A 22584-nucleotide genomic window follows, 5' to 3' on the forward strand; every position below is an offset into this window, starting at 1 on the left:
CTATGCCGCAGCAGGCCGCGTCGCGCATCGGTCGATCCAGATGCCGATGACGACGCCGACGACATAGGCCGCGATGTTCCACAGCGAGAAGATCCGTCCGAGCAGCAGCGCGCCGGCCAAGGTCAAGCGGAAGCTGTCGAGCCAGGGCGTGTGGATCAGCCTGGAGGCTTCGACGATCACGGTGACGGCGAGCGCCAGCCCGCCGATCTGCCACGGTGACATCCGCGGCAGCAGCGCGACGAGCAGCATGTAAACCATCGTCGCCCAGAGGAGGGAGCCGCCATACTTGACGATGAAGGCGGGCGCTCCGAGGCCGAGACCGGCGAAGCGCAGTGCGAGCCCGAGCGCGATCATGATCAGTGCCGTCGCAAACGCCATCGCGGCGCGGCGGCGCTTGCCGGCGCGCGGCGGCCGCCAGGAGGATAGCGTCGTCATGCGCGCGCCGCGCCCCCGCGATGCGCCGACGGGCTGTGGGATGTCAGGTTTTCCGATTGACTTGCCACGACCGATGCTCAACACCGCCTTCAACTATCAATGTCCAGAAAGCTCCCGGGAGGAGATCGATGAGTCCGTCCGCCACCACTCCGGCCGCACCTGACCGCTCCGACATCGAGGCCGCGACCATCCGCGCGATCTCCTGGCGGCTGATTCCCTTTCTGGTGCTCGCCTATTTCTTCTCCTATCTGGATCGCGTCAATCTCGGCTTCGCCGCGCTGACCATGAACGCGGAGCTGAAATTCTCGCCGCTGGTGTTCGCCTGGGGCGCGGGCATCTTCTTCATCGGCTATTTCATCTTCGAGGTGCCGAGCAATCTCGCGCTGGAGAAGTTCGGCGCCAGCCGCTGGATCGCCCGCATCATGGTGACCTGGGGGATCATCTCGGCGCTGATGGCCGTGGTCTCGGGCCCCTGGAGCTTCTACACGCTGCGCTTCCTGCTCGGCGTCGCCGAGGCCGGATTCTTTCCCGGCATCATCCTCTATCTCACTTACTGGTATCCCGCGCAGTATCGTGCGCGCTTCCTCGCCGCCTTCGCGGTTGCCGTGCCGATTTCGACCGTGATCGGCGCGCCCGTCTCCGGCCTGCTGCTCGGCATGCACGGCCTGATGGGGCTGCAGGGCTGGCAGTGGCTGTTCATCATCGAGGGAATTCCGTCCATCATCCTCGGCGTCGTCACCTGGTTCTATTTGACCGACCGGCCGGAGCACGCGGCCTGGCTGTCGGCGGAGCAGAAGGCCTGGCTCGCGGCAAGGCTCGAGGCCGAAACGGCGGCGAAGCAGGCCGCCGGACACATGACGCTCGGTGAGGCGCTGTCGTCGCCCAAGGTGATCGTGCTCAGCCTGATCTATTTCGGCTTCGTCGGCGCGCTCTACGGCATGCAGTTCTGGCTGCCGCAGATCGTCAAGGCGTTCGGACTGAGCAATGTGCAGACCGGCTTCGTCACCGCGATCCCCTATGCGTTCGGCACCGTCGCGATGATCCTGTGGGCGCGGCATTCCGATGCGACGCGCGAGCGCGTGATCCATGTCGGCGCGCCGCTGATCCTGATCGCTGTCGCGCTGGCCGCCTCGAGCGTGATCGGCGATCCCACGCTCACCATGGTCGCGCTGACGGTCGCCGCGATCGGCGTGTTCTGTGTCTTCGGCGTGTTCTGGACCTTGCCGACGGCGTGGCTGTCGGGCACGGCAGCGGCCGGCGCCATCGCGCTGATCAACTCGATCGGCAATCTCGCCGGCTTCGGCGGCCCCTATCTGGTGGGCTGGATCAAGGACACCACCGGCTCCACCACCCACGGCCTGCTCGCGTTGTCGGTGTTGCCGCTGATCGCCGGGCTGCTCGTGTTCTTCGGCGGCCATGAGAGCAGGGTCGAATTCGCGGACCAGGCGCCGGCGGAGTGAGTCCCACGTGCATGCTGTGATCGGCATTCGGCTTTCGACCGTTGTCCGGCACGGCCCCGAAAGGACGGCGGGGGTGGGCATTGACGCAGTTCAGAGCCTGCCAGCCGCGCCAATGAGCACCTGCGGCAACATGTCCAGATGTTCACGAAGTCATGATCACTGACGAATATTGACAATCGTCACTCAACATTCGACACTTCCTCGCAACTGCAGCGAGGGTGCCCCATGTTGATCCGCCTGATTTTCGCGAGCTATTCCAAGCTGTTGACTGGTCTTGCGCTGGCCGCCATGGCCGTCGCCCTGGCCGGGTGCAATGAAACCGTCGCCCAGAAAGCCGAGCCGATCCGGCCGGTGCTGGTCGCCCCCGTGCATTACGAGGCCGAGACGCCTGAACGCAGCTTCGTCGGCACCATCAGGCCGCGCATCGAGGCCGATATCGGCTTCCGCGTCGCCGGCAAGGTCGCCAAGCGCCTGGTCGAGGTCGGCCAGACCGTCGATGTCGGCCAGCCGCTCGCCACGCTCGACGAGGTCGACCTGAAGCTCCAGGCCGAGCAGGCCGAAGCCGAATTCCGCGCCGCCACCGGCGTGCTTGCGCAGGCGTCCGCCGCCGAGACCCGAGCCAAGGAGCTGCGGGCCAAGGGCTGGACCACCGATGCTCAGATGGACCAGGCCAGGGCGTCCGCCGACGAGGCGAGGGCACGGCTCAACCGTGCCGAACGCTCGGTCGAGCTGACCCGCAACTCGCTGTCCTACGCGACGCTGGTTGCGGACGCGCGCGGTGTCGTCACCGCGAGCATGATCGAGCCAGGCGTGGTCGTTGCCGCCGGCCAGGCGGCGATCCGTGTCGCGCGTTTCGCCGAGAAGGAGGCGGTGGTCGCGATCCCGGAGACCCTGCTCGAACGCGCCAAGACCGGCAGCGCCTACGTCACGCTGTGGTCGGAAGCCGACAAGAAATATGCGGCGAAGCTGCGCGAGATCGCGCCCACCGCCGATTCCGCGACGCGCACCTATCTCGCCAAGTTCTCGCTGCCGGACGCCGGCGAAGCCGTCTCGCTCGGTATGACCGCGACCTTGACGCTCGCCGATCCCGCCACCACGCGCGTCGCGCGGCTGCCGCTGTCGGCGCTGTTCAGCGAGGGCCGCGATCCGTCGCTCTATGTCGTCAACGACAAGGGCGAGGTGACGCTGAAGCCGGTGAAGGTGAAGGCCTATGACAGCAAGGATGTGCTGGTCACGTCAGGCGTCGACGAGGGCGACAAGGTCGTGGCGCTCGGCGTGCAGAAGATCGATCCCAGCCAGAGGGTGCGCGTCGTGTCGGCGCTGACGTTCTAGTTCTCCTGTCGTTCCGGGCGCACGCAGTGCGAACCCGGAACCTCGAGATTCCGGGTTCGATGCTTCGCATCGCCCCGGAATGACGAAAGTAATGGTTGTCATTGCGAGGAGCGAAGCGACGAAGCAATCCAGACTGTTTCCACGGAAGGATTCCTGGATTGCTTCCACCGTCGCCCTTCGGGCTATGGCGGACAAGTCGCTTCGCTCGCAATGACGATCACTGAGAATGGCCTGGAATAGCGATATCGGATCATCGGAGAGCACCCATGAAGCGGTTCAACCTGTCGGCCTGGGCGGTCAATCATCCGCCGCTGGTGCTGTTCCTGATCATCGCGCTCGGCGTCGCCGGCTTCTTCTCCTATCAGAAGCTCGGCCGTGCCGAAGATCCGTTCTTCACCGTCAAGGTCGTCAACGTCTCGGTGATGTGGCCGGGCGCGACGGCGGCCGAGATGCAGAGCCAGGTCGCCGACCCCATCGAGAAGAAGCTGCAGGAGCTGCCTTACTTCGAGAAGGTGCAGACCTATTCGAAGCCGGCCTTCACCGCGATGCAGGTGACCTTCCGCGATTCGACGCCGCCGGCAGAGGTGCCGCATCTGTTCTACCTGATCCGCAAGAAGCTCGACGACGTGCAGTCGTCGCTGCCGTCGGGCATCGTCGGGCCGTTCGTCAATGACGAGTTCTCCGACGTCGATTCCATCTTGTTCATGATGACCGGCGACGGCGCCGATTATGCGCAATTGAAGAAGACCGCCGAAGGCCTGCGCCAGCGCCTGCTCAAGGTCACCGGCGTCACCAAGGTCAATCTCTACGGCACCCAGGACGAGCGCATCTATGTCGAGTTCAGCCATGCCAAGCTCGCCACGCTCGGCATCACACCGCAGGCCCTGTTCGATTCGTTGGCCAAGCAGAACAATGTGACCCCGGCCGGCACGGTCGAGACCTCGTCGCAGCGCGTGCCGCTGCGCGTCACCGGCGCGCTCGACGGCGCCAAGGCGGTGGCGGAGACGCCGGTCGAAAGCAACGGACGCGTGTTCCGGCTCGGCGACATCGCGACCGTCACCCACGGCTACGTCGATCCGCCGAGCTTCAAGGTGCGGCAGGAGGGCAAGCCCGCGCTCGGCATCGGCGTGGTCACGGCCAAGGAGGCCAACATCCTGGAGCTCGGCAAGGAGGTGCACGCCGCCGCCGCCGATTTCATGAAGGCCGTGCCGCAGGGCATCGAGATCGAGCAGATCGCAGACCAGCCCAAGGTGGTCGAGCACGCCGTCAGCGAGTTCGTGCACTCGTTCGTCGAGGCGCTGGTGATCGTGCTGTTCGTGTCGTTCCTGGCGCTGGGATGGCGCACCGGCATCGTGGTGGCGCTGTCGGTGCCGCTGGTGCTCGGACTCGTCTTCATCGTCATGAACATCATGGGGCTCAACCTGCACCGCATCTCGCTCGGCGCCCTCATCATCGCGCTCGGCCTGCTGGTCGACGATGCCATCATCGCGGTCGAGATGATGGTGGTGAAGATGGAGCAGGGCTGGGACCGGATGCGCGCCGCGTCGTTTGCCTGGGAATCCACCGCATTCCCGATGCTGACCGGCACCCTGGTCACGGCCGCCGGCTTCCTGCCGATCGGCTTTGCCAATTCGGCGGTCGGCGAATATGCCGGCAGCATCTTCTGGATCGTCGCCATCGCGCTGGTCGCGTCGTGGTTCGTCGCGGTGATCTTCACGCCCTATATCGGCGTCAAGCTGCTGCCCGACATCAAGGTTCATCACGACCATGATGAGCACGCGATCTACGATACGCGCATGTATCGCGGCCTGCGCCGCGTGATCCGCTGGTGCGTCGATCACCGCATCACCACAGTCGCTGCGACGGTCGGCGTGTTCGCGGCATCGATCGTGGCCTTCGGCCACGTCCAGCAGCAGTTCTTCCCGCTGTCGGAACGCCCCGAGCTGTTCCTGCAGTTGCGGCTGCCGGAGGGCACCGCATTCGGTGTCACCGAGAAGGCTGCCAAATCAGCAGAGAAGCTGCTCAAGGACGACAAGGACATCGAGACCTACACCGCCTATGTCGGGCAGGGCTCGCCGCGGTTCTGGCTCGGCCTCAACCCGCAACTTCCGAACGAGGCCTTCGCCGAGATCGTGATCGTCGCCAAGGACGTGGCCGCGCGCGAGCGCATCAAGGCCAAGATCGAGACCGCGGCTGCGAATGGCGAGCTGAACGAAGCGCGCGTCCGCGTCGATCGCTTCAATTTCGGTCCGCCGGTCGGCTTCCCCGTCCAGTTCCGCGTCATTGGCCCGGATGCGGCGAAGGTGCGCGAGATCGCCCATCAGGTGCGCGACGTCATGCGCCAGAATCCGAATGTCAGGGATCCGCAGCTCGACTGGAACGAGCAGTCGCCCTACCTCAAGCTGGTCGTCGACCAGGATCGTGCCCGCGCGCTCGGCCTGACCCCGCAGGACGTGTCGCAGTCGCTGGCGATGCTGATCTCCGGCGTGCAGGTCACGACCATCCGCGACGGCATCGAGAAGGTCGGCGTCGTCGCGCGTGCCGCGCCGTCCGAACGGCTGGATCTCGCCCATGTCGGCGACCTCACCATCACCTCGAAGAACGGCGTGGCCGTGCCGCTGCAGCAGATCGCCAAGATCGAGTATTCCCACGAGGAGCCGATCCTGTGGCGTCGCAACCGCGACATGGCGATCACGGTGCGCGCCGACGTGGCGGATGGCGTCCAGGCGCCGGATGTCACCAACCAGATCTCGCCGAAGCTGCAGGATATCCGCAACCACCTCGCGCCCGCCTACCGGATCGAGGCAGGCGGCGCGTTCGAGGAATCCGCCAAGGGCAATGCCTCGATCTTCGTGCTGTTTCCGCTGATGGTCATCGTGATGCTGACCCTGCTGATGATCCAGCTGCAGAGCTTCTCACGGCTGATCCTGGTGTTCCTGACCGCGCCGCTCGGCATCGTCGGCGCCTCGCTCGGGCTCAATGTCGCCAACGCGCCGTTCGGCTTCGTGGCGCTGCTCGGCCTGATCGCGCTCGCCGGCATGATCATGCGCAACGCGGTGATCCTGGTCGATCAGATCGAGACCGACGTTGCCCATGGCCTGACCCGCAAGGAGGCGATCATCGAGGCCACGGTGCGCCGTGCCCGCCCCGTGGTGCTGACCGCGCTCGCCGCGATCCTCGCCATGATCCCGCTGTCGCGCTCGGCGTTCTGGGGCCCGATGGCGATCACCATCATGGGCGGGTTGTTCGTTGCAACCTTCCTGACGCTGCTGTACTTGCCTGGATTGTATGCCCTATGGTTCCGCAAGAGTCTGGACGAGCGCGGAGCGAAAGACGCGGATCATTCCGCAGCGCAGCACACTGACGTGCCGAGGCCCGCGCTTCCTCTGGCCGAGGCCGCCGAATGAAGGACCAACAAGATCGCAGGCATGATGACCCTGGTTTCCGACCATATCGAATCCGATACGCACGAGCGCATTCTCGTCGTTGCTGAGCGCCTGTTTCGACAGATCGGCTACCAGAAGACGACCGTCGCCGACATCGCCAAGGAGCTCCGTATGAGCCCGGCGAATGTCTACCGGTTCTTCGACTCCAAGAAGGCGATCCACCGGGGGGTCGCCCACACGCTGATGGCCCAGGTCGAGGCGGCCGCCATCATGATCGCGGAGCGGCCCGGCCCGGCGGCGCCGCGGCTGCGCGAGCTGCTCGGCACGATCCATCGCATGAACACCGAGCGCTATGTCGGCGACAGCAAGCTGCACGAGATGGTCGCGGTGGCGATGGAGGAGAGCTGGGACGTCTGCGAGGCGCACATGCTGCTGATCACCGAGATCATCGGCCGGGTGATCGGGCAGGGCGCGGCGTCCGGCGAATTCGCGGTCACCGATCTGCCGCTGGCGGCAAAATGTGCGACGACCGCGATGATGCGCTTCTTCCATCCGCAGATGATCGCGCAATGCGCGACCAAGCCGGGCCCGACGATCGACGAGATGATCGATTTCGTGCTGTCAGGCCTTGGTTCCAGGCGCGCTGCAAGCTAAGTTCGCCGTCATTCGAGCGAAGCTTCGTCGCTTGCGCTCCCCGCAATGACGGAAGGGACGACGGCGTGACCGAACGGGATCTGCATTTCTACGAACCGAAGAACGGCCACGGCCTGCGCCACGATCCCTTCAACGCCATCGTCGCGCCGCGTCCGATCGGCTGGATCTCGTCGCGTGATCCGGACGGTCACGTCAACCTTGCGCCGTACAGCTTTTTCAACGCCTTCAACTACACGCCGCCGATCATCGGCTTCTCCTCGACGCAGTGGAAGGACTCGGTCGCCAACATCCAGGACACCGGCGAGTTCGTCTGGAACCTGGTGACGCGCGGCCTGGCGACGCAGATGAATGCGACCGCCGCGCATGTCGCGCGCGAGGTCGACGAGTTCAAGCTTGCGGGCGTGACGCCGGTAGCTTGCAAGTTCGTCAACGTGCCGCGCGTCGGCGAAAGCCCTGTCGCGTTCGAGTGCAAGGTGACGCAGATCATCCAGCTGCAGGGCGCCGACGGTGCCAAGGCGCAGGCCTGGCTGACGCTCGGCGAGGTGGTCGGCGTGCATATCGACAAGACGCTGATCAAGGATGGCGTCTACCAGACGGCGCTGGCGCATCCGATCGTCCGTGCCGGGCGTCGCGGCGACTATTTCGAGATCATGCAGGAGGCGATGTTCGAAATGGCGAGGCCGGACTGACGGACTTGCGCCTCTTGAACGCTGCTGCAATTGGAGACCACCCGACGTGACCGAAGCGACCGTCCATGCCGCGCTGTCCGCGCCGACCGAGCCCCGCGGCGATCTCTGCATACGCACCCTGGCGATGCCGGCCGACACCAATGCCAATGGCGACATCTTCGGCGGCTGGCTGCTCAGCCAGATGGACGTCGGCGGCGGCGTGTACGCCGCCAAGGTCGCGAAGTCGCGCACGGTGACGGTCGCGATCGAGGCGATGAACTTCCGCAAGGCGGTGTATGTCGGCGATCTCGTTTCGGTCTATGCGCATCTCGTCCGCGTCGGCCGCACCTCGATGACGGTGCGTCTCGAAGCCTGGGTGCTGCGCCGGAAGGAGGAGCAGCCGATCCTCGTCACCGACGGCAACTTCACCTACGTGTCGATCGACGACGATGGCCGGCCGCAGCCGATCCGGCGCGACGGCTCCGTCACAGCCTGATCACATTCGCGGTCTGTCGGCGCAAGTAACCTCTGTTAATCCGCCGCATATGTCGCTCGCTCGGCATAAGGAACCGCGATCCGGCGATACGCGTTTGTTTGGGTCGGGCGGGACGGAGACGCGAAGGCCGAGCATGCGCGCTCGGCGTCTGCCGCGATCACTCTCGCGCGAGATGCGCCTTGTCCACAGGGCGAGCGTCTTTACGATAATTGCAAGTTCTGGTTGCTTGGCTGCGCGTTGCCGCGTCTCTGCCGTATTGCGTGCTTCGAGTGACACATTCGGACGAGCAGCGCTGACGGCAGTTCGTTTTCGATCCACAAGGCAAAAAATGCCAGCCGGAAAAAATTGCCGGCACAGAGGAAACGGCGGGGGCGTGTTGCGCGAACAGGGTGGGAGGAAGTCCATGTCGGACGTTGACGAGAAACTGACCTTGCAGGTCCTGAAGAAGCTGCAGCAGCGGCTTCTCCACGCCGAGCGCAGGATTTGCGTCTACGAGAATCAGCTCAGCGCGTTTCGTGAACATCACGTCGAGGTGTTGAGGGATCTGCGTACGATCTATCAGTTGCTCGGTCAGCATCAACACCGTCTCGGCGGAGCCGATGCGTCGCTGCGCAAGGTGACGCTCGTGCCGGATGATCCGCACTGATTCGACATGGGTCACGGCGTGAGTGCGTGCAGCGCAGCCAACATAACATCCACACAATTTCCTGTTGGCATTCACATCGGAATGGCCGGTGGCTCCCTGCACGGAACATTCGTCATGGAGCTCGGTTATACGCCCCGGAATGAACGACGGGATTGCGCAATGTCCGACACCTACATCATCGAGGTCAGCTCCCAGGCGGCGGGGATCGTCGTCCGTGATCGCGGCGGCTTCCGCTTCTTCGCGGCGTCCCATCGCTTCAATGCCCTCGAGGGCCAGGTGTTTCGCAATGCCCGCGAAGCCGAACGCGCCGCGATTCGGCTCGTGACCGGCGAGCTGAGCGCAGCCGCCTGAGCAGACGGGCGCACGCGGTGGACGTCGGCCGGACCAGACCGCGCGCGACGTTTCAGGCGATTGCTGCGATGCGCCCAGTGCTTGCCGATTGACGCTTGACTCGATCAGCATCACCATGGTGCAGCTTGTCCCCGAAAGCTTGCCATGGCCGTCCTCTCTCAACGCCAGACCGACATCCTCAACATCGCGCGCGCCTCCGGCCGCGTCATGGTGGAGGATCTCGCGCGCCGCTTCGAAGTCTCGGCCCAGACCATCCGCAAGGACCTCAACGATCTGTGCGAGCAGCGCGCGCTGACGCGCATCCATGGCGGGGCCATCATCGCCTCCGGGGTCGAGAATCTCGCCTACGAGGCGCGGCGCTTCGTCGCTGCCGAGGAGAAGAAGGCGATCGGTGCGGTCGCAGCCGCGCGGATTCCGAACGGCTCCTCGCTGTTCATCAATATCGGCACCACGACGGAGGAGGTGGCGAGCGCGCTGTCGTCGCACCAGGACCTGCTCGTCATCACCAACAATCTCAACGTCGCGATGCTGCTCTATCCGCATCCGCGCATCGAGGTGATCGTGGCCGGCGGCACGGTGCGGCGCTCAGACGGCGGCGTGATCGGATCGACCGCGACGCAGCTGATCGGCCAGTTCAAGGTCGACTATGCGATCATCGGCGCATCCGCGATCGACGAGGAAGGCGCGCTGCTCGACTTCGACTATCGCGAGGTCCAGGTGGCGCAGGCGATCATCGCCAATGCCCGCAGCGTGATGCTGGTGGCCGATTCCACCAAGCTCCACCGCAGCGCGCCGGTGCGCATCGCCCATCTCAGCCAGATCCAGACCTTCGTCACCGACCGGCCGCTGCCGGACGGACTGGCCAGCCTCTGCCATAGCCGCGGCATCGAGGTGGTCTCGGCGATGTCCGCCGACGAGGCCGACGACGCCGTAGAGGCAACCGAAACGGCGGGGTCCGCCGTGCTCCGCCGCGCCTGACTTTCCGCCACTCTTGCAGGCTCCTTGATCCCGGTTTGGGCAGGTTTTGCCCAACCGCGGCCCAACATGCGAATTTCGATTTGCTTTCACTTTCGTTTGTGTTTAACTCGAAACTGAAAGTGAAATCGCCGCAGTCAAGGCGATTGCCGGGGGATGCGTCTGTTGGAGCGGATCTACGACCTCGCCATTATCGGAGGCGGCGTGAACGGTTGCGGCATCGCGCGCGATGCCGCCGGACGCGGAAATTCCGTTTTCCTTTGTGAAATGAATGATCTGGCGAGCGGAACCTCGTCCTGGTCGACCAAGCTCGTGCATGGCGGCCTGCGCTATCTCGAATATTACGAGTTCCGGCTGGTCCGCGAGGCGCTGATCGAGCGCGAAGTCCTGTGGCAGATCGCGCCCCACATCATCCGTCCGCTGCGCTTCGTGCTGCCGCATCATTCGGGGCTGCGCCCGGCCTGGCTGCTGCGCCTCGGCCTGTTCCTCTATGACCATCTCGGCGGCCGCAAGCTGCTGCCGCCGACGCGGTCGGTGAACCTGCGCAGCGACGAGGTCGGCCGCCCCTTGATCCCCGGGCGCTACAGCAAGGGCTTCGAATATTCCGACTGCTTCGTCGACGATGCGCGTCTGGTCGTGCTGACCGCGCGGGATGCTGCCGATCGCGGCGCCGTCATCCGCACCCGCACGCGTGCGACCGAGATCCGTCAGGATGGCGGCCATTGGCTGGTCACGACCGATAACACGCAGACCGGCGAGCGCGAGACCATCAAGGCGCGCGCGCTGGTCAATGCCGCCGGTCCCTGGGTCGAGCAGGTGCTGGCGACCGGCGCCGGCGTCAATGCCAAGGCCAAGGTGCGGCTGGTGCAGGGCTCGCACATCGTGGTGCGCAAGCTCTACGATCACGATCGCGCCTACATCTTCCAGAACGCCGACGGCCGTATCATCTTCGCCATTCCCTATCAGCAGGATTTCACGCTGATCGGCACCACCGATCGCGACTATCAGGGTGATCCGGCCAAGGTGAAGGCGACCGACGAGGAGATCGCCTATCTCTGCGCCGCGCTCGGGGAATATCTCGCCAAGCCGGTGACGCCGGCCGACGTTGTGTGGAGCTATTCCGGCGTGCGGCCACTCTATGACGACGGCGCCAGCGAGGCCAAGGCGGCGACCCGCGACTACGTGTTCGAGCTCGATACGCCCGGCGGCTTGCCGCTGCTGTCGATCTATGGCGGCAAGATCACCACCTACCGGCGCCTGTCGGAAGAGGCGCTGGAGCGTCTCGCGCCCTATGTGAAAGGGGGCAAGGCGGAGGAGGGATGGACCGGCAAGGCGTCGCTGCCCGGCGGCGACATGAAGGTTTCGGCCGTTGCGCCGTTGATTGCGGATCTCCGCAAGACCTATCCGTTCCTGTCGGATGCACATGCGAAGCGGATCGCTCATGCCTATGGCACGCGGGCTGCGGCCATGCTCGCCGGTGCGACATCTTTGGCCGATCTCGGCCAGGATTTCGGTGGCACCTTGACGGAGCGTGAAGTCAGGTACCTGATGACGAACGAGTGGGCGTTGACGGCCGAGGACATCGTGTGGCGGCGATCGAAGCTGGGGTTGCGGATGTCGGCGGCTGAGATCGCCGCGCTCGATGCGTGGATCACAGCCAATCGCGAGCGCTCCGCCGTGCCGGCGCGTGAGGCGGGAGGGCGCGCATGAGCGTGACGCTCGATCACGTCTCCCGAATTGTCGACGGCGTGACCACCATTCGCGACGTCTCGCTGACGTTGCAGCGCGGTACGCTGAGCGTGCTGCTCGGGCCGACGCTGTCCGGCAAGACCTCGATCATGCGGCTGCTCGCCGGCCTCGACCGGCCGACCACGGGGCGGGTGCTGGTCGACGGCAAGGACGTCACCGGCGCCGACGTGCGGCAGCGCTCGGTCGCGATGGTCTATCAGCAGTTCATCAACTATCCCTCGCTCTCGGTCTATGAGAACATCGCTTCGCCGTTGCGCGTGCAAGGCAAGTCGCGCCAGGAGATCGAGAAGCGCGTGGCGGAAGCAGCCCGGCTGCTCCGGCTCGAGCCCTATCTGAAGCGTACGCCGCTGCAGCTCTCCGGCGGCCAGCAGCAGCGCACCGCGATCGCGCGCGCCCTGGTGAAGGGTGCGGACCTCGTGCTGCTGGACGAGCCGCTCGCCAATCTCGACTACAAGCTGCGCGAGGAGCTGCGCACCGAGCTGCCGCGCATCTTCGAGGCATCCGGCGCAATCTTCGTCTACGCCACCACCGAGCCGTCGGAGGCGCTGCTGCTCGGCGGCCGCACCATCTGCATGTGGGAAGGGCAGGCGCTGCAGGCCGGCGATACTGCGGCCGTGTATCGCCGACCCGACACCTTGCGTGTCGGCCAGGTGTTCTCGGACCCGCCGATGAATACGGTCGAGATCCAGAAGCGCGGCGAGAGCGTGGAGTACGCCGGCGGGGTCAAGGCGCCGGCGGTAGGCCTCTATGCTGATCTGCCCGATGGCGCCTACCGCGTCGGCTTCCGCCCGCATCAGCTCGGGCTTGGCAAAGGCGACGGCAGCCACGGCCGCCATGCCTTTCCTGCGATCGTCTCGGTCACCGAGATCACGGGATCGGAGAGCTTCGTGCATCTGACGCGCGACGGCATGAACTGGGTCTCCGTGCTGCACGGCGTCCATGAATACGAGCCCGGCGAGATCCTCGACGCGGTGCTCGATCCGTCCAATGTGTTCGTGTTCGACGCCGGCGACCGCCTGGTCGCCGCGCCGGCGATCTGAGGGAGATGCCGCATGGCCCGCATTGACCTCGTCGATCTCGCCCACGCCTACAACGGCAACAGCGGCGATATCGAGAGCTACGCGCTGAAGCCGGTGACGATGACCTGGCGCCAGGGCGGCGCCTATGCGCTGCTCGGCCCGTCCGGCTGCGGCAAGACCACGCTGCTCAACCTGATCTCCGGCATTCTGACGCCCTCGCACGGCAAGATCCTGTTCGACGGCACCGACATCACCAAAGCCTCGACCCGCGAGCGCAACATCGCGCAGGTGTTCCAGTTTCCGGTGATCTACGACACGATGACGGTCGGCGAGAACCTCGCCTTTCCGCTCAAGAACCGCGGCGTGCCGAAAGCGGAGATCGACAAGCGCGTCGCCGAGATCGCGCGGCTCTTGGACCTGACGCCGGACCTCCATCGCAAGGCGACGCGGCTCACCGCCGACGCCAAGCAGAAGATCTCGCTCGGCCGCGGCCTGGTGCGCTCCGACGTCGCCGCCGTGTTGTTCGACGAGCCGCTGACCGTGATCGATCCCGAGCTGAAATGGCAGCTGCGCTCCAAGCTGAAGGCGCTGCATCGCGAGCTCGACCTGACGATGATCTACGTCACCCACGACCAGACCGAGGCGCTGACCTTCGCCGACACCGTCGTCGTCATGCATGACGGCCGCGTGGTGCAGAGCGGCACGCCCGCGGAATTGTTCGACAAGCCGGCGCATACCTTCGTCGGCTACTTCATCGGCTCGCCCGGCATGAACATCCTCTCCGCCGAGGTGAAGGGACGCGAGGCCCGCATCGATGGCCACACCCTGACGCTGTCGCGCAGCTACGACGCGCTGCCGGCCGGCGCCAAGATCGAGATCGGCGTCCGCCCGGAATTCGTCGATGTCGCTCAACCCGGACCGGGCCTGCTCGACGCCAATATCGAACGCGTCGACGATCTCGGCCGCATCCGTTTCGCCCGCGTTCGCGTCGGCGACGTCAAGTTCGCCGCGCGCCTGCCGGCCGGCTTCTCGCCGCAGGGCTCGGCGATCGGGCTGAAGTTCGATCCAGCCTATGTCCACGTCTATGCCGACAGCCGTCTCGTCGAGGGAGCCTGAGTGATGGACAAGACCATCAACAACAAGGCCTGGTTCCTGGTGCTGCCGGTGTTCCTGCTGGTGGCGTTCTCCGCTGTCCTGCCGCTGATGACGGTGGTGAACTATTCGATGCAGGACACGTTCGGCAACAACCAGTTCTTCTGGAATGGCGTCGGCTGGTTCAAGGAGCTGCTCGATCCCTCGACCGATCTCGGCGGCCGCTTCCTCGCCTCGCTCGGGCGCAACCTGATCTTCTCGCTCGCGATCCTGGCCATCGAGGTTCCGCTCGGAATCGTCGTGGCGCTGTCGATGCCGCGGGGCGGATGGACCGTGGCGTTCTGCCTCGTCGTGCTGGCGCTGCCGCTTCTGATTCCGTGGAACGTGGTCGGCACGATCTGGCAGATCTTCGGCCGCTCCGACATCGGCCTGCTCGGCTACACGCTCAACGCCATCGGCCTGGACTACAATTACGTCTCGAACGACGCCGACGCCTGGTTCACGGTCATCTTGATGGACGTCTGGCACTGGACCAGCCTGGTAGCGCTGCTGTGCTATGCCGGCCTGAAGTCGATCCCCGACGCCTATTACCAGGCTGCGCAGATCGACGGCGCCTCGCGCTGGGCGGTGTTCACCGCGATCCAGCTGCCCAAGATGCATCGCGTGCTGCTGATCGCCGTGCTGCTGCGCTTCATGGACAGCTTCATGATCTACACCGAGCCGTTCGTCGTCACAGGCGGCGGGCCGGGCAATTCGACGACCTTCATCTCGATCGAGCTCGTCAAGATCGCGCTCGGCCAGTTCGATCTCGGCAAGGCGGCTGCCCTGTCGCTGGTCTACAATCTGATCATCCTGATCGTCTGCTGGGTGTTCTACACCATCATGACCAATGCCGGCGCCGAGCGGCGGCCGGTGAAAGGGGGCGCGTGATGAACACCATTCCGGGCCGTCGGATCATCATCTCGCTGTTCCTGGTCTTCCTGCTGTTGCCGATCTACTGGCTCGTCAACATGAGCTTCAAGACCAACAACGAGATCGTCACCACGATGAACTTGTGGCCGCATCAGCCGACGCTGGCCAACTACATGCGCATCTTCACCGACGAGAGCTGGTATTCCGGCTACATCAACTCGCTGAAATACGTGATCATCAACACGGTGATCTCGATTCTCGTGGCGCTGCCGGCGGCCTATGCATTCTCGCGGTACCGCTTCCTTGGCGACAAGCACCTGTTCTTCTGGCTGCTGTCGAACCGCATGGCGCCGGCTGCGGTCTACGCGCTGCCGTTCTTCAATCTGTATTCGGCGATCGGCCTGTTCGATACGCCCTGGGCGGTGGCGCTGGCGCATTGCATCTTCAATATCCCGCTCGCGGTCTGGATCCTCGAAGGCTTCGTGTCGTCGGTGCCGCGCGAGATCGACGAGACGGCGTTCCTCGACGGCTACTCGTTTCCGCGCTTCTTCGTGAAGATCCTGGTGCCGCTGATCGCGAGCGGCATCGGCGTCGCCGCCTTCTTCTGCTTCATGTTCTCCTGGGTCGAACTGCTGCTCGCGCGCACGCTGACCTCCGTCGACGCCAAGCCGATCTCGGCGGTGATGACGCGCACGGTCTCGGCGTCCGGCATGGATTGGGGTCTGCTCGCGGCTGCCGGCGTGCTCACGATCATCCCCGGCGCGCTCGTCATCTGGTTCGTCCGCAACTACATCGCGCGCGGCTTCGCGCTGGGACGGGTGTGATGACGCACGCTTGTTGCCACGGCCTCCGTTCCGCCTCCTCCGCTTGCGGGGGAGGCCGTATCGCATCGTCAGATGCGATACGGGTGGGGGCATCTCTCCTCTCGGGCGCTCCGACGCGCGGCGCCCCCACCCCAACCCTCCCCCGCAAGCGGGGGAGGGGGCCCATTACCGCCTGGAGCCGATAGCCATGAACAGCATCGCATGGATGGCATGGACCTTGCCGACCGCGATCTTCTTTGCTGCGCTCGCATGCACGCTCGGCGTCATGATCGTGCTCGCCGCGCGCTACCCGGAGGCCGAGCGGGTCGGCGTGCTGCGCATCCCGACCACGCGCGGCGACCGGCTGTTCATCTCGCTGATCTCGGCCGCCGTCATTCATCTCGTATGGATCGGTCTGGTCGGCACCGACACGATTGCGACCTTGCCGATCGGCGAGGAAGGGTTTGAGGTTTCGAGCCTGTGGCTCGCGACCGCAATTTCGCTTGCATCAGCCGTTGCGATCTTCCGCACCGTCTGACGCAGGTGAAAAGGGGCAGATCCGGGGACAACCCGGACCTGGATACGTCTGTCGCTCAAGGAGGAAAGCATGCGACACTTGAAACCTAGGAAGCATCACCTGACCAAGGCGAGCTATCTCGCGATGACCAGCGCTGCTGCGCTGTTCGCCGCCACTATGACGCTGTCCGTGCCGGCACGTGCGGACGACGCCACGATCCAGAAGTGGATCGACAGCGAATTCCAGCCTTCGACGCTGTCGAAGGAAGAGCAGAAGAAGGAGCTCGAGTGGTTCGCGAAGGCCGCCGAGCCCTTCAAGGGCATGGAGATCAACGTCGTCTCAGAGACCATCACGACTCACGAATACGAGTCGAAGACTCTCGCCAAGGCGTTCAGCGAAATCACCGGCATCAAGCTCAAGCACGACATCATCCAGGAAGGTGACGTCGTCGAGAAGCTGCAGACCCAGATGCAGTCCGGCAAGAACGTCTATGACGGCTGGATCAACGACTCCGACCTGATCGGCACCCACTTCCGCTACGGCCAGACGATCGCGCTGTCGGACTACATGAAGGGCGAGGGCAAGGACGTCACCGATCCGATGCTCGACGTCAACGACTTCATCGGCAAGTCGTTCACGACCGCTCCGGACGGCAAGCTCTACCAGCTGCCCGACCAGCAGTTCGCGAACCTGTATTGGTTCCGCTACGACTGGTTCACCAATCCGGACTACAAGGCCAAGTTCAAGGCCAAGTATGGCTACGACCTCGGCGTGCCCGTGAACTGGTCGGCCTATGAGGACATCGCCGAGTTCTTCACCAACGACATCAAGGAGATCAACGGCGTCAAGGTCTATGGCCACATGGACTATGGCAAGAAGGATCCCTCGCTCGGCTGGCGCTTCACCGACGCTTGGCTGTCGATGGCCGGCAACGGCGACAAGGGCATCCCGAACGGCCTGCCGGTCGACGAATGGGGCATCCGCATGGAAGGTTGCCGTCCGGTCGGCTCGTCGATCGAGCGCGGCGGTGACACCAACGGCCCGGCGGCCGTCTACTCGATCGCGAAGTATCTCGACTGGATGAAGAAGTATGCGCCGCCGCAGGCGCAGGGCATGACCTTCTCCGAGGCCGGTCCGGTCCCGGCGCAGGGCAACGTCGCTCAGCAGATCTTCTGGTACACCGCCTTCACCGCCGACATGGTGAAGCCCGGCCTGCCGGTCGTGAATGCGGACGGCACGCCGAAGTGGCGCATGGCCCCGTCGCCGCATGGCGCGTACTGGAAGGAGGGCATGAAGCTCGGCTACCAGGACGCCGGTTCTGCGACGCTCTTGAAGTCGACCCCGCCGGATCGCCGCAAGGCCGCCTGGCTGTACCTGCAGTTCATCGTCTCCAAGACGGTGTCGCTGAAGAAGAGCCATGTCGGCCTCACCTTCATCCGTGAATCCGACATCTGGGACAAGTCGTTCACCGAGCGTGCGCCGAAGCTCGGCGGCCTGATCGAGTTCTACCGCTCGCCCGCGCGCGTGCAGTGGACCCCGACCGGCAACAACGTGCCCGACTATCCGAAGCTGGCGCAGCTGTGGTGGCAGAACATCGGCGATGCGTCGTCCGGTGCGAAGACCCCGCAGCAGGCGATGGACGCGCTCGCGGCCGCTCAGGACTCCGTCCTCGAGCGTCTGGAGAAGTCCAAGGTCCAGGGCGAGTGCGGTCCGAAGCTGAATAAAAAGGAATCGGCCGAGTTCTGGTTCAACAAGTCGGCCAAGGACGGCAACATCGCTCCGCAGCGCAAGCTCGCGAACGAGAAGCCGAAGGGCGAGACGATCGACTACGACACCCTGATCAAGTCGTGGCCGGCCACCCCGCCGAAGCGCGCCGAGGCGAAGTGAGCCAACGCTCTGAAGTCATCGCCCGGCTCGACCGGGCGATCCCATCACGAAGGCCGGGAGCAATCCCGGCCTTTTCTTTTGGCCCAGAGGTGAGGGGCTTCCCGTTCCATTCGGGAATTATTCCCGTGTCGCCGGGGACAACTTCCACGCAGCAAGTGCCTTGAAGCCGGTGGGGACAGGCGGCACTCTTTGACGATCGGGATTGTCGCGATCTTCGCCGTGACTTTGCCCCAACGACACGAAACAACAAGGCCTCGACACGATCCGGCATGGCCTCATGCGATCCACGCCGGGATCGTGATCGCCAACCCACGGGGCCACCTAGGGAGTACGGCCATGGATCAGGCGCACATCGCCAATATCGCGAGCACGCTGCCGGAGGCGTTGTCGCCCTGGACCATGTTCATGCAGGCCGACATCGTCGTGAAGTCGGTGATGATCGGGCTGGCGCTGGCTTCAGTCGCAACCTGGACCGTTCTGGTGGTGAAGACGATCCAGCTCCGCGCGGCACTGCGCACCTCGCGCAGCGCGCTCGGCATCGCGCTGGCCGCGCGCGCGCTGTCGGATGCGACGGGACGCATTTCCGCCGACGACGGTGTGGTCGGACGGCTGCTGGCCGTCGCCGATGACGAAATCGACAAGTCGCGTGGCCTCCCCGCCGATGGCATCAAGGAGCGTGTCTCCTGGCAGTTCGAGCGGATCGAGGCGGCGGCGGTGGCGCGCATCGGCCGCGGCATCGGCATTCTCGCCACGGTCGGCGCGGTCGGGCCGTTCGTCGGCCTGTTCGGCACGGTCTGGGGCATCATGAACAGCTTCATCGGCATCTCGCATGCGCATACGACCAACCTCGCGGTGGTGGCGCCGGGCATCGCGGAGGCGCTGCTCGCCACCGCCTTCGGCCTCGCCGCGGCGATTCCCGCGGTCGTGATCTACAACCTGTTCGCGCGTGCCACCGGCGGCTATCGCGCCGTCATCGCCGATGCATCGGTGGCGGTCATGCGCCTGCTCAGCCGTGATCTCGACCGGCAGCACGCGGGGCCCACAGAGGTGCGGCGCAGCGCCATCCGCGCGGTCGACGCGCCGCTGCTGTCGATCGCCAATCCGGCGGAGTGAGCCATGGCCGTCAAGCTTGCCCGGCGCCCCGACGACTTCGAGGAGACGCACGACATCAACGTGACGCCGTTCATCGACGTCATGCTGGTGCTCCTGATCATCTTCATGGTGGCGGCACCGCTCGCCACGGTCGACGTCCCGGTCAACCTGCCGGCGATCTCGGCCGAGCCGCAGCCGCGCGCGGAGACGCCGGTCTTCGTCACCTTCAAGGCCGACCGCTCGCTCGCCGTTGGCGACCAGAGCGTGGCGCAGGCCGACATCGCCGCTTCGCTCGATGCCGCCACCAAGTCCGATCACGAGCAGCGCGTGCTGCTGCGCGCCGATCAGACGCTGCCCTATGGCGAGGTGATGGCGCTGATGAACACGTTGCGCCGCGCCGGCTACACCAAGGTCGCGCTCGTTGCCCTGGAAGACCGGGGCGCGCAGTGAGCGTTCTGACGCTCGATCCGTTCGAACACGAGCAGCGCCGGGAGCGGACGCTGTGGACCATCGCCGCGCTGGTGGTGGGCGGGCTGCACGTCGGGCTCGCCGTCGGCTATCTGCTGCTGCGTCCCGCGCCGCAGGGGCGTGCCCAGGCGCCGGCCTTCGACGTCGTGTTCACCCCGGCGGTGGTGAGCGAGCCGGCGCCGACGGCGCAGGATGCGCCGGCGTCCGAGCCGCCGCCGGTGGAGCCGCCAAAGGATGAGCCGGTGAAGGACGACCCGGTCGCGCGCGAGGCCGTCGCTGAGCCTGTCCCGGCTCCCTCCGAGCCGGAGCCGGTGCCGGATGTCGTTCCCTCGCCGGAGCCCGCGCCACAGGTCGCCCTCGCGCCCGAGCCGCCGCGTGCAGACGATGTCGTCTTGCCGCCGCCGCCACCACCGAAACCGATCGAGGCGAAACCGCCGGAGCCGAAGCCCGTTCCCGTGCCCGAGCGTGTCGAGCGCAAGCCGGTGGAGAAGAAGGAAACGAAGGAGAGGGCCGAGAGGAAGCCCGCACCGCCGAAGCCGGCTGCGGCGCCGGCGGCCCGGCCTTCACGTGTCGCGTCGGCGCCCAATCCCGGCGAGGACAGCGTCGGGGCGCGCGAGGGCCAGGCCAGTTGGAACGCCGAGGTGGTGGCGCAGATCCGCCGCGCCGCGACCTATCCCTCCGACGGCAATGGCGCGAGCGGCACCGTCATGCTGAACGTCGTGATCGATCGTAACGGCCGGCTGCTGTCGCGGCGGCTCGCTGGAAGCTCGGGCTCGCCGGCGCTGGACCGCGCGGCGATGGGCATCATCGAACGCGCCGCGCCGTTCCCGCGCTTTCCGCCGGCGATGGCTCAGGCGCAGGTCTCGCGCACGGTCCCTCTCCATCTGAGGCCGCGCTGAGCGCGGCGCCATCCAGGGCGATATCGGTGCCGCCGCGTGCCGCTTATTTGCTGCACTCGGTCAGATCCGTATCGCGCACGACGAACTGCGCGCCTTCCTTGAGTTCGATGTTCTTGGCGACGCAGGTGCGGCCGCCCTTTTCGGACAGCTTGATGTCGTAGCGGCCGGACTTCACGCCGACCAGCGTCATGCGCTCATTGTGGTCGACCTCGCCCTCGTCGTCGTTCTTGCACTGGTCGGCGCCCCAGGTTTTGGTGCCGGCGGCCGCCAGGTACATTTTCACGATGGTCTGGCCGGTGCGGTTGAGGAAGCGCGGGCCGTCCTCGGCGGACGCGGCGGAGCCGGCCAGCATGAGAAGCGCGCAGGCGGTGACGAGGCGACGCATGACGAGTGTCCTTTTCTTATGATTGGTCATGGGATGAGGGCGCGCGGGGTCAGAAATCCTTGCCGATGCTGGTCTTGACGGCAAGGCCGCGCGAGGCGTTGGTCAGGCCGTAGCCGACGCCGAAGCTGAATTCGAAGCCCTTGAAGCGGGTGTCGGCGACTGCGTAGAGCGTCTGCATCTGCTGATTCCAGGGCAGGATGTAGCCGAACGGTCCGAGATTGGAGAAATGCTCGATACCGACGGTCCAGCGATCGCTGAGGCGCTTGACGAAGCGCACCGAGGGCTCGAAGGCCGAGCCGGCGCCGTCGATGCCGAAGGTCATGTTCGCGTTGAAGATGAGCTGATAGTCGTTGGGCAGGTTGACGCCGATGATCGGCGTGAACATCTGCGCCACCCGCGGCGTCGCCTCCTGCACGAAGCGCGGCGCGCCGGGCTGGCCGGCGCCGGCCTTGTTGGCGACCCACAGGTCCGGCGTCAGGCCGCCCTGCGGCGCCAGGATGGTGCGTGACACCAGGCCGAGGAAGACGGTGCGCTCGAGCCGGTCGCCCTGGATGAAGGTCTGGCGAATGGTGACGCCGCCGGACTGGAATGAATAGCCGGGCACGCCATTGTCCATCACGTTGCCCAGCGCCATCGGCACATTGGTGCGGGCAAAGGCGTAAGGCGAGGTCAACGCGATCTCGTACCATTCGGTTGGCGAGTAGCCGATCTCGGTCTCGCCGGTGACCGCACGCTGCGGCACGCGGCGTCCGCCGTTCTGTTGCGGATTGAAGGTTGTCAGATAGCCGAAGCGCTGTTCGACCTGGAAATGTCCGGGCGAGGCGGGGTCATTGCCCTGGATCTCCTCGGCCGCTGCACCGAACGGCGCGAGCACGAGAGCACCGGCAGCCATGTACAATCGCGATCGTCTTTTTGTACTCCTGGCGATGCCGTTCGGCTGCATGTCCCCGCGCTCCCTTCAACTAATGAGCTAACGAGTCGGCTGGGCGAAAACATGCGGGCCTGTCGGCTGAAAGATGACGCGATCGGGAAACGATCAGTCGTCGAATGCCGCAATTGCTCCGGCCCTTGCTGTTTCGATGAGGAATAGGGATGTTTTGGCAAGTCGAACGGGACATTTTGACCGGGACAATATGGCGGCCATTTCGCGAGTGAATCTCAACGCGGTGATGAATGTGGCGTGCTGCAAACACATTGAGGTCATAGAGCGAGGAAAACATGTGTTGCAGCATGCATTGCTGATCGCCGGATCAGCCAGAGAATGGACACGCCCGTGCTTCACACACCCGGTCATCATCGCCGCTTGTCCGCTCGGCCGATGCGGCTTGGACTGGTGCTCACACTGCTTCTGTCCACGC

Annotated in this window: 22 protein-coding genes; 19 read left to right on the forward strand and 3 right to left on the reverse strand. The window is 65.2% G+C overall.

The annotated features are described in order from the left end of the window. Nucleotides 1-435, reverse strand: a complete 435-nt coding sequence (locus tag QX094_RS21135; RefSeq protein ID WP_315827011.1) for a DUF2809 domain-containing protein — start codon at nucleotides 433-435, stop codon at nucleotides 1-3. A 128-nt stretch (nucleotides 436-563) separates the two neighbouring features. Between QX094_RS21135 and QX094_RS21140 the strand changes: the two genes are divergently transcribed. From QX094_RS21140 to QX094_RS21230, 19 genes are all read left to right on the forward strand, one after another. Then, nucleotides 564-1895, forward strand: coding sequence for an MFS transporter (locus QX094_RS21140; RefSeq protein ID WP_315827010.1), 1332 nt, complete (start codon nucleotides 564-566; stop codon nucleotides 1893-1895). 225 nt (nucleotides 1896-2120) lie between these two features. Further along, nucleotides 2121-3227: an efflux RND transporter periplasmic adaptor subunit gene (locus QX094_RS21145; RefSeq protein ID WP_315827009.1), complete on the forward strand. Its 1107-nt coding sequence runs from the start codon at nucleotides 2121-2123 to the stop codon at nucleotides 3225-3227. 266 nt (nucleotides 3228-3493) lie between these two features. Then, on the forward strand, nucleotides 3494-6634 hold the full coding sequence (locus QX094_RS21150) for an efflux RND transporter permease subunit (protein WP_315827008.1): 3141 nt from the start codon (nucleotides 3494-3496) through the stop codon (nucleotides 6632-6634). Between the two features lie 21 nt (nucleotides 6635-6655). Continuing rightward, the gene (locus QX094_RS21155; protein ID WP_315717347.1) at nucleotides 6656-7267 is read left to right on the forward strand and encodes a TetR/AcrR family transcriptional regulator; all 612 of its coding nucleotides are present in this window, start codon (nucleotides 6656-6658) and stop codon (nucleotides 7265-7267) included. Nucleotides 7268-7332: 65 nt separating this feature from the next. Beyond that, nucleotides 7333-7956 (forward strand): flavin reductase family protein, encoded by a 624-nt coding sequence (locus QX094_RS21160; protein ID WP_315717346.1) that lies wholly within the window; start codon nucleotides 7333-7335, stop codon nucleotides 7954-7956. Between the two features lie 46 nt (nucleotides 7957-8002). Further along, nucleotides 8003-8431, forward strand: a complete 429-nt coding sequence (locus QX094_RS21165) for an acyl-CoA thioesterase (protein ID WP_315717345.1) — start codon at nucleotides 8003-8005, stop codon at nucleotides 8429-8431. 403 nt (nucleotides 8432-8834) lie between these two features. After that, nucleotides 8835-9077: a hypothetical protein gene (locus tag QX094_RS21170; protein ID WP_315717344.1), complete on the forward strand. Its 243-nt coding sequence runs from the start codon at nucleotides 8835-8837 to the stop codon at nucleotides 9075-9077. A 159-nt stretch (nucleotides 9078-9236) separates the two neighbouring features. Further along, nucleotides 9237-9428, forward strand: coding sequence for a hypothetical protein (locus QX094_RS21175; RefSeq protein WP_315717343.1), 192 nt, complete (start codon nucleotides 9237-9239; stop codon nucleotides 9426-9428). A 144-nt stretch (nucleotides 9429-9572) separates the two neighbouring features. Continuing rightward, on the forward strand, nucleotides 9573-10406 hold the full coding sequence (locus QX094_RS21180) for a DeoR/GlpR family DNA-binding transcription regulator (RefSeq protein WP_315717342.1): 834 nt from the start codon (nucleotides 9573-9575) through the stop codon (nucleotides 10404-10406). Between the two features lie 153 nt (nucleotides 10407-10559). Beyond that, nucleotides 10560-12113, forward strand: a complete 1554-nt coding sequence (gene glpD / locus QX094_RS21185; protein ID WP_315717341.1) for a glycerol-3-phosphate dehydrogenase — start codon at nucleotides 10560-10562, stop codon at nucleotides 12111-12113. Beyond that, entirely contained in the window at nucleotides 12110-13192 is a 1083-nt protein-coding gene (locus tag QX094_RS21190) for an ABC transporter ATP-binding protein (RefSeq protein WP_315717340.1), read from the forward strand. The genes glpD and QX094_RS21190 overlap by 4 nt, the downstream gene beginning before the upstream one ends. Nucleotides 13193-13204: 12 nt before the next feature. Next, nucleotides 13205-14287, forward strand: a complete 1083-nt coding sequence (locus QX094_RS21195; RefSeq protein ID WP_315717339.1) for an ABC transporter ATP-binding protein — start codon at nucleotides 13205-13207, stop codon at nucleotides 14285-14287. A 3-nt stretch (nucleotides 14288-14290) separates the two neighbouring features. Further along, nucleotides 14291-15193: a sugar ABC transporter permease gene (locus tag QX094_RS21200; protein ID WP_315717338.1), complete on the forward strand. Its 903-nt coding sequence runs from the start codon at nucleotides 14291-14293 to the stop codon at nucleotides 15191-15193. Beyond that, on the forward strand, nucleotides 15193-15999 hold the full coding sequence (locus QX094_RS21205; protein ID WP_315717337.1) for a carbohydrate ABC transporter permease: 807 nt from the start codon (nucleotides 15193-15195) through the stop codon (nucleotides 15997-15999). Before QX094_RS21200 ends, QX094_RS21205 begins: the two co-directional genes overlap by 1 nt. A gap of 187 nt (nucleotides 16000-16186) precedes the next feature. Next, the gene (locus QX094_RS21210) at nucleotides 16187-16516 is read left to right on the forward strand and encodes a DUF2160 domain-containing protein (protein WP_315717336.1); all 330 of its coding nucleotides are present in this window, start codon (nucleotides 16187-16189) and stop codon (nucleotides 16514-16516) included. Between the two features lie 123 nt (nucleotides 16517-16639). Next, entirely contained in the window at nucleotides 16640-18382 is a 1743-nt protein-coding gene (locus tag QX094_RS21215; protein WP_315717375.1) for an ABC transporter substrate-binding protein, read from the forward strand. A 336-nt stretch (nucleotides 18383-18718) separates the two neighbouring features. Next, entirely contained in the window at nucleotides 18719-19495 is a 777-nt protein-coding gene (gene exbB, locus QX094_RS21220) for a tonB-system energizer ExbB (protein ID WP_315717335.1), read from the forward strand. Between the two features lie 3 nt (nucleotides 19496-19498). Continuing rightward, on the forward strand, nucleotides 19499-19924 hold the full coding sequence (gene exbD / locus QX094_RS21225; protein WP_315717334.1) for a TonB system transport protein ExbD: 426 nt from the start codon (nucleotides 19499-19501) through the stop codon (nucleotides 19922-19924). Further along, entirely contained in the window at nucleotides 19921-20841 is a 921-nt protein-coding gene (locus QX094_RS21230; RefSeq protein ID WP_315717332.1) for a TonB family protein, read from the forward strand. The genes exbD and QX094_RS21230 overlap by 4 nt, the downstream gene beginning before the upstream one ends. Nucleotides 20842-20884: 43 nt before the next feature. Here QX094_RS21230 and QX094_RS21235 read toward each other — a convergent pair whose 3' ends face one another. Both QX094_RS21235 and QX094_RS21240 read right to left on the reverse strand, forming a co-directional pair. Next, the gene (locus tag QX094_RS21235; RefSeq protein ID WP_315717331.1) at nucleotides 20885-21226 is read right to left on the reverse strand and encodes a hypothetical protein; all 342 of its coding nucleotides are present in this window, start codon (nucleotides 21224-21226) and stop codon (nucleotides 20885-20887) included. A 49-nt stretch (nucleotides 21227-21275) separates the two neighbouring features. Then, the gene (locus tag QX094_RS21240; RefSeq protein ID WP_315717330.1) at nucleotides 21276-22118 is read right to left on the reverse strand and encodes a hypothetical protein; all 843 of its coding nucleotides are present in this window, start codon (nucleotides 22116-22118) and stop codon (nucleotides 21276-21278) included. Nucleotides 22119-22584: the final 466 nt, after the last annotated feature.

The sequence above is a fragment of the Bradyrhizobium sp. SZCCHNS1050 genome (assembly GCF_032484785.1).
Taxonomy (GTDB): Bacteria; Pseudomonadota; Alphaproteobacteria; order Rhizobiales; family Xanthobacteraceae; genus Bradyrhizobium.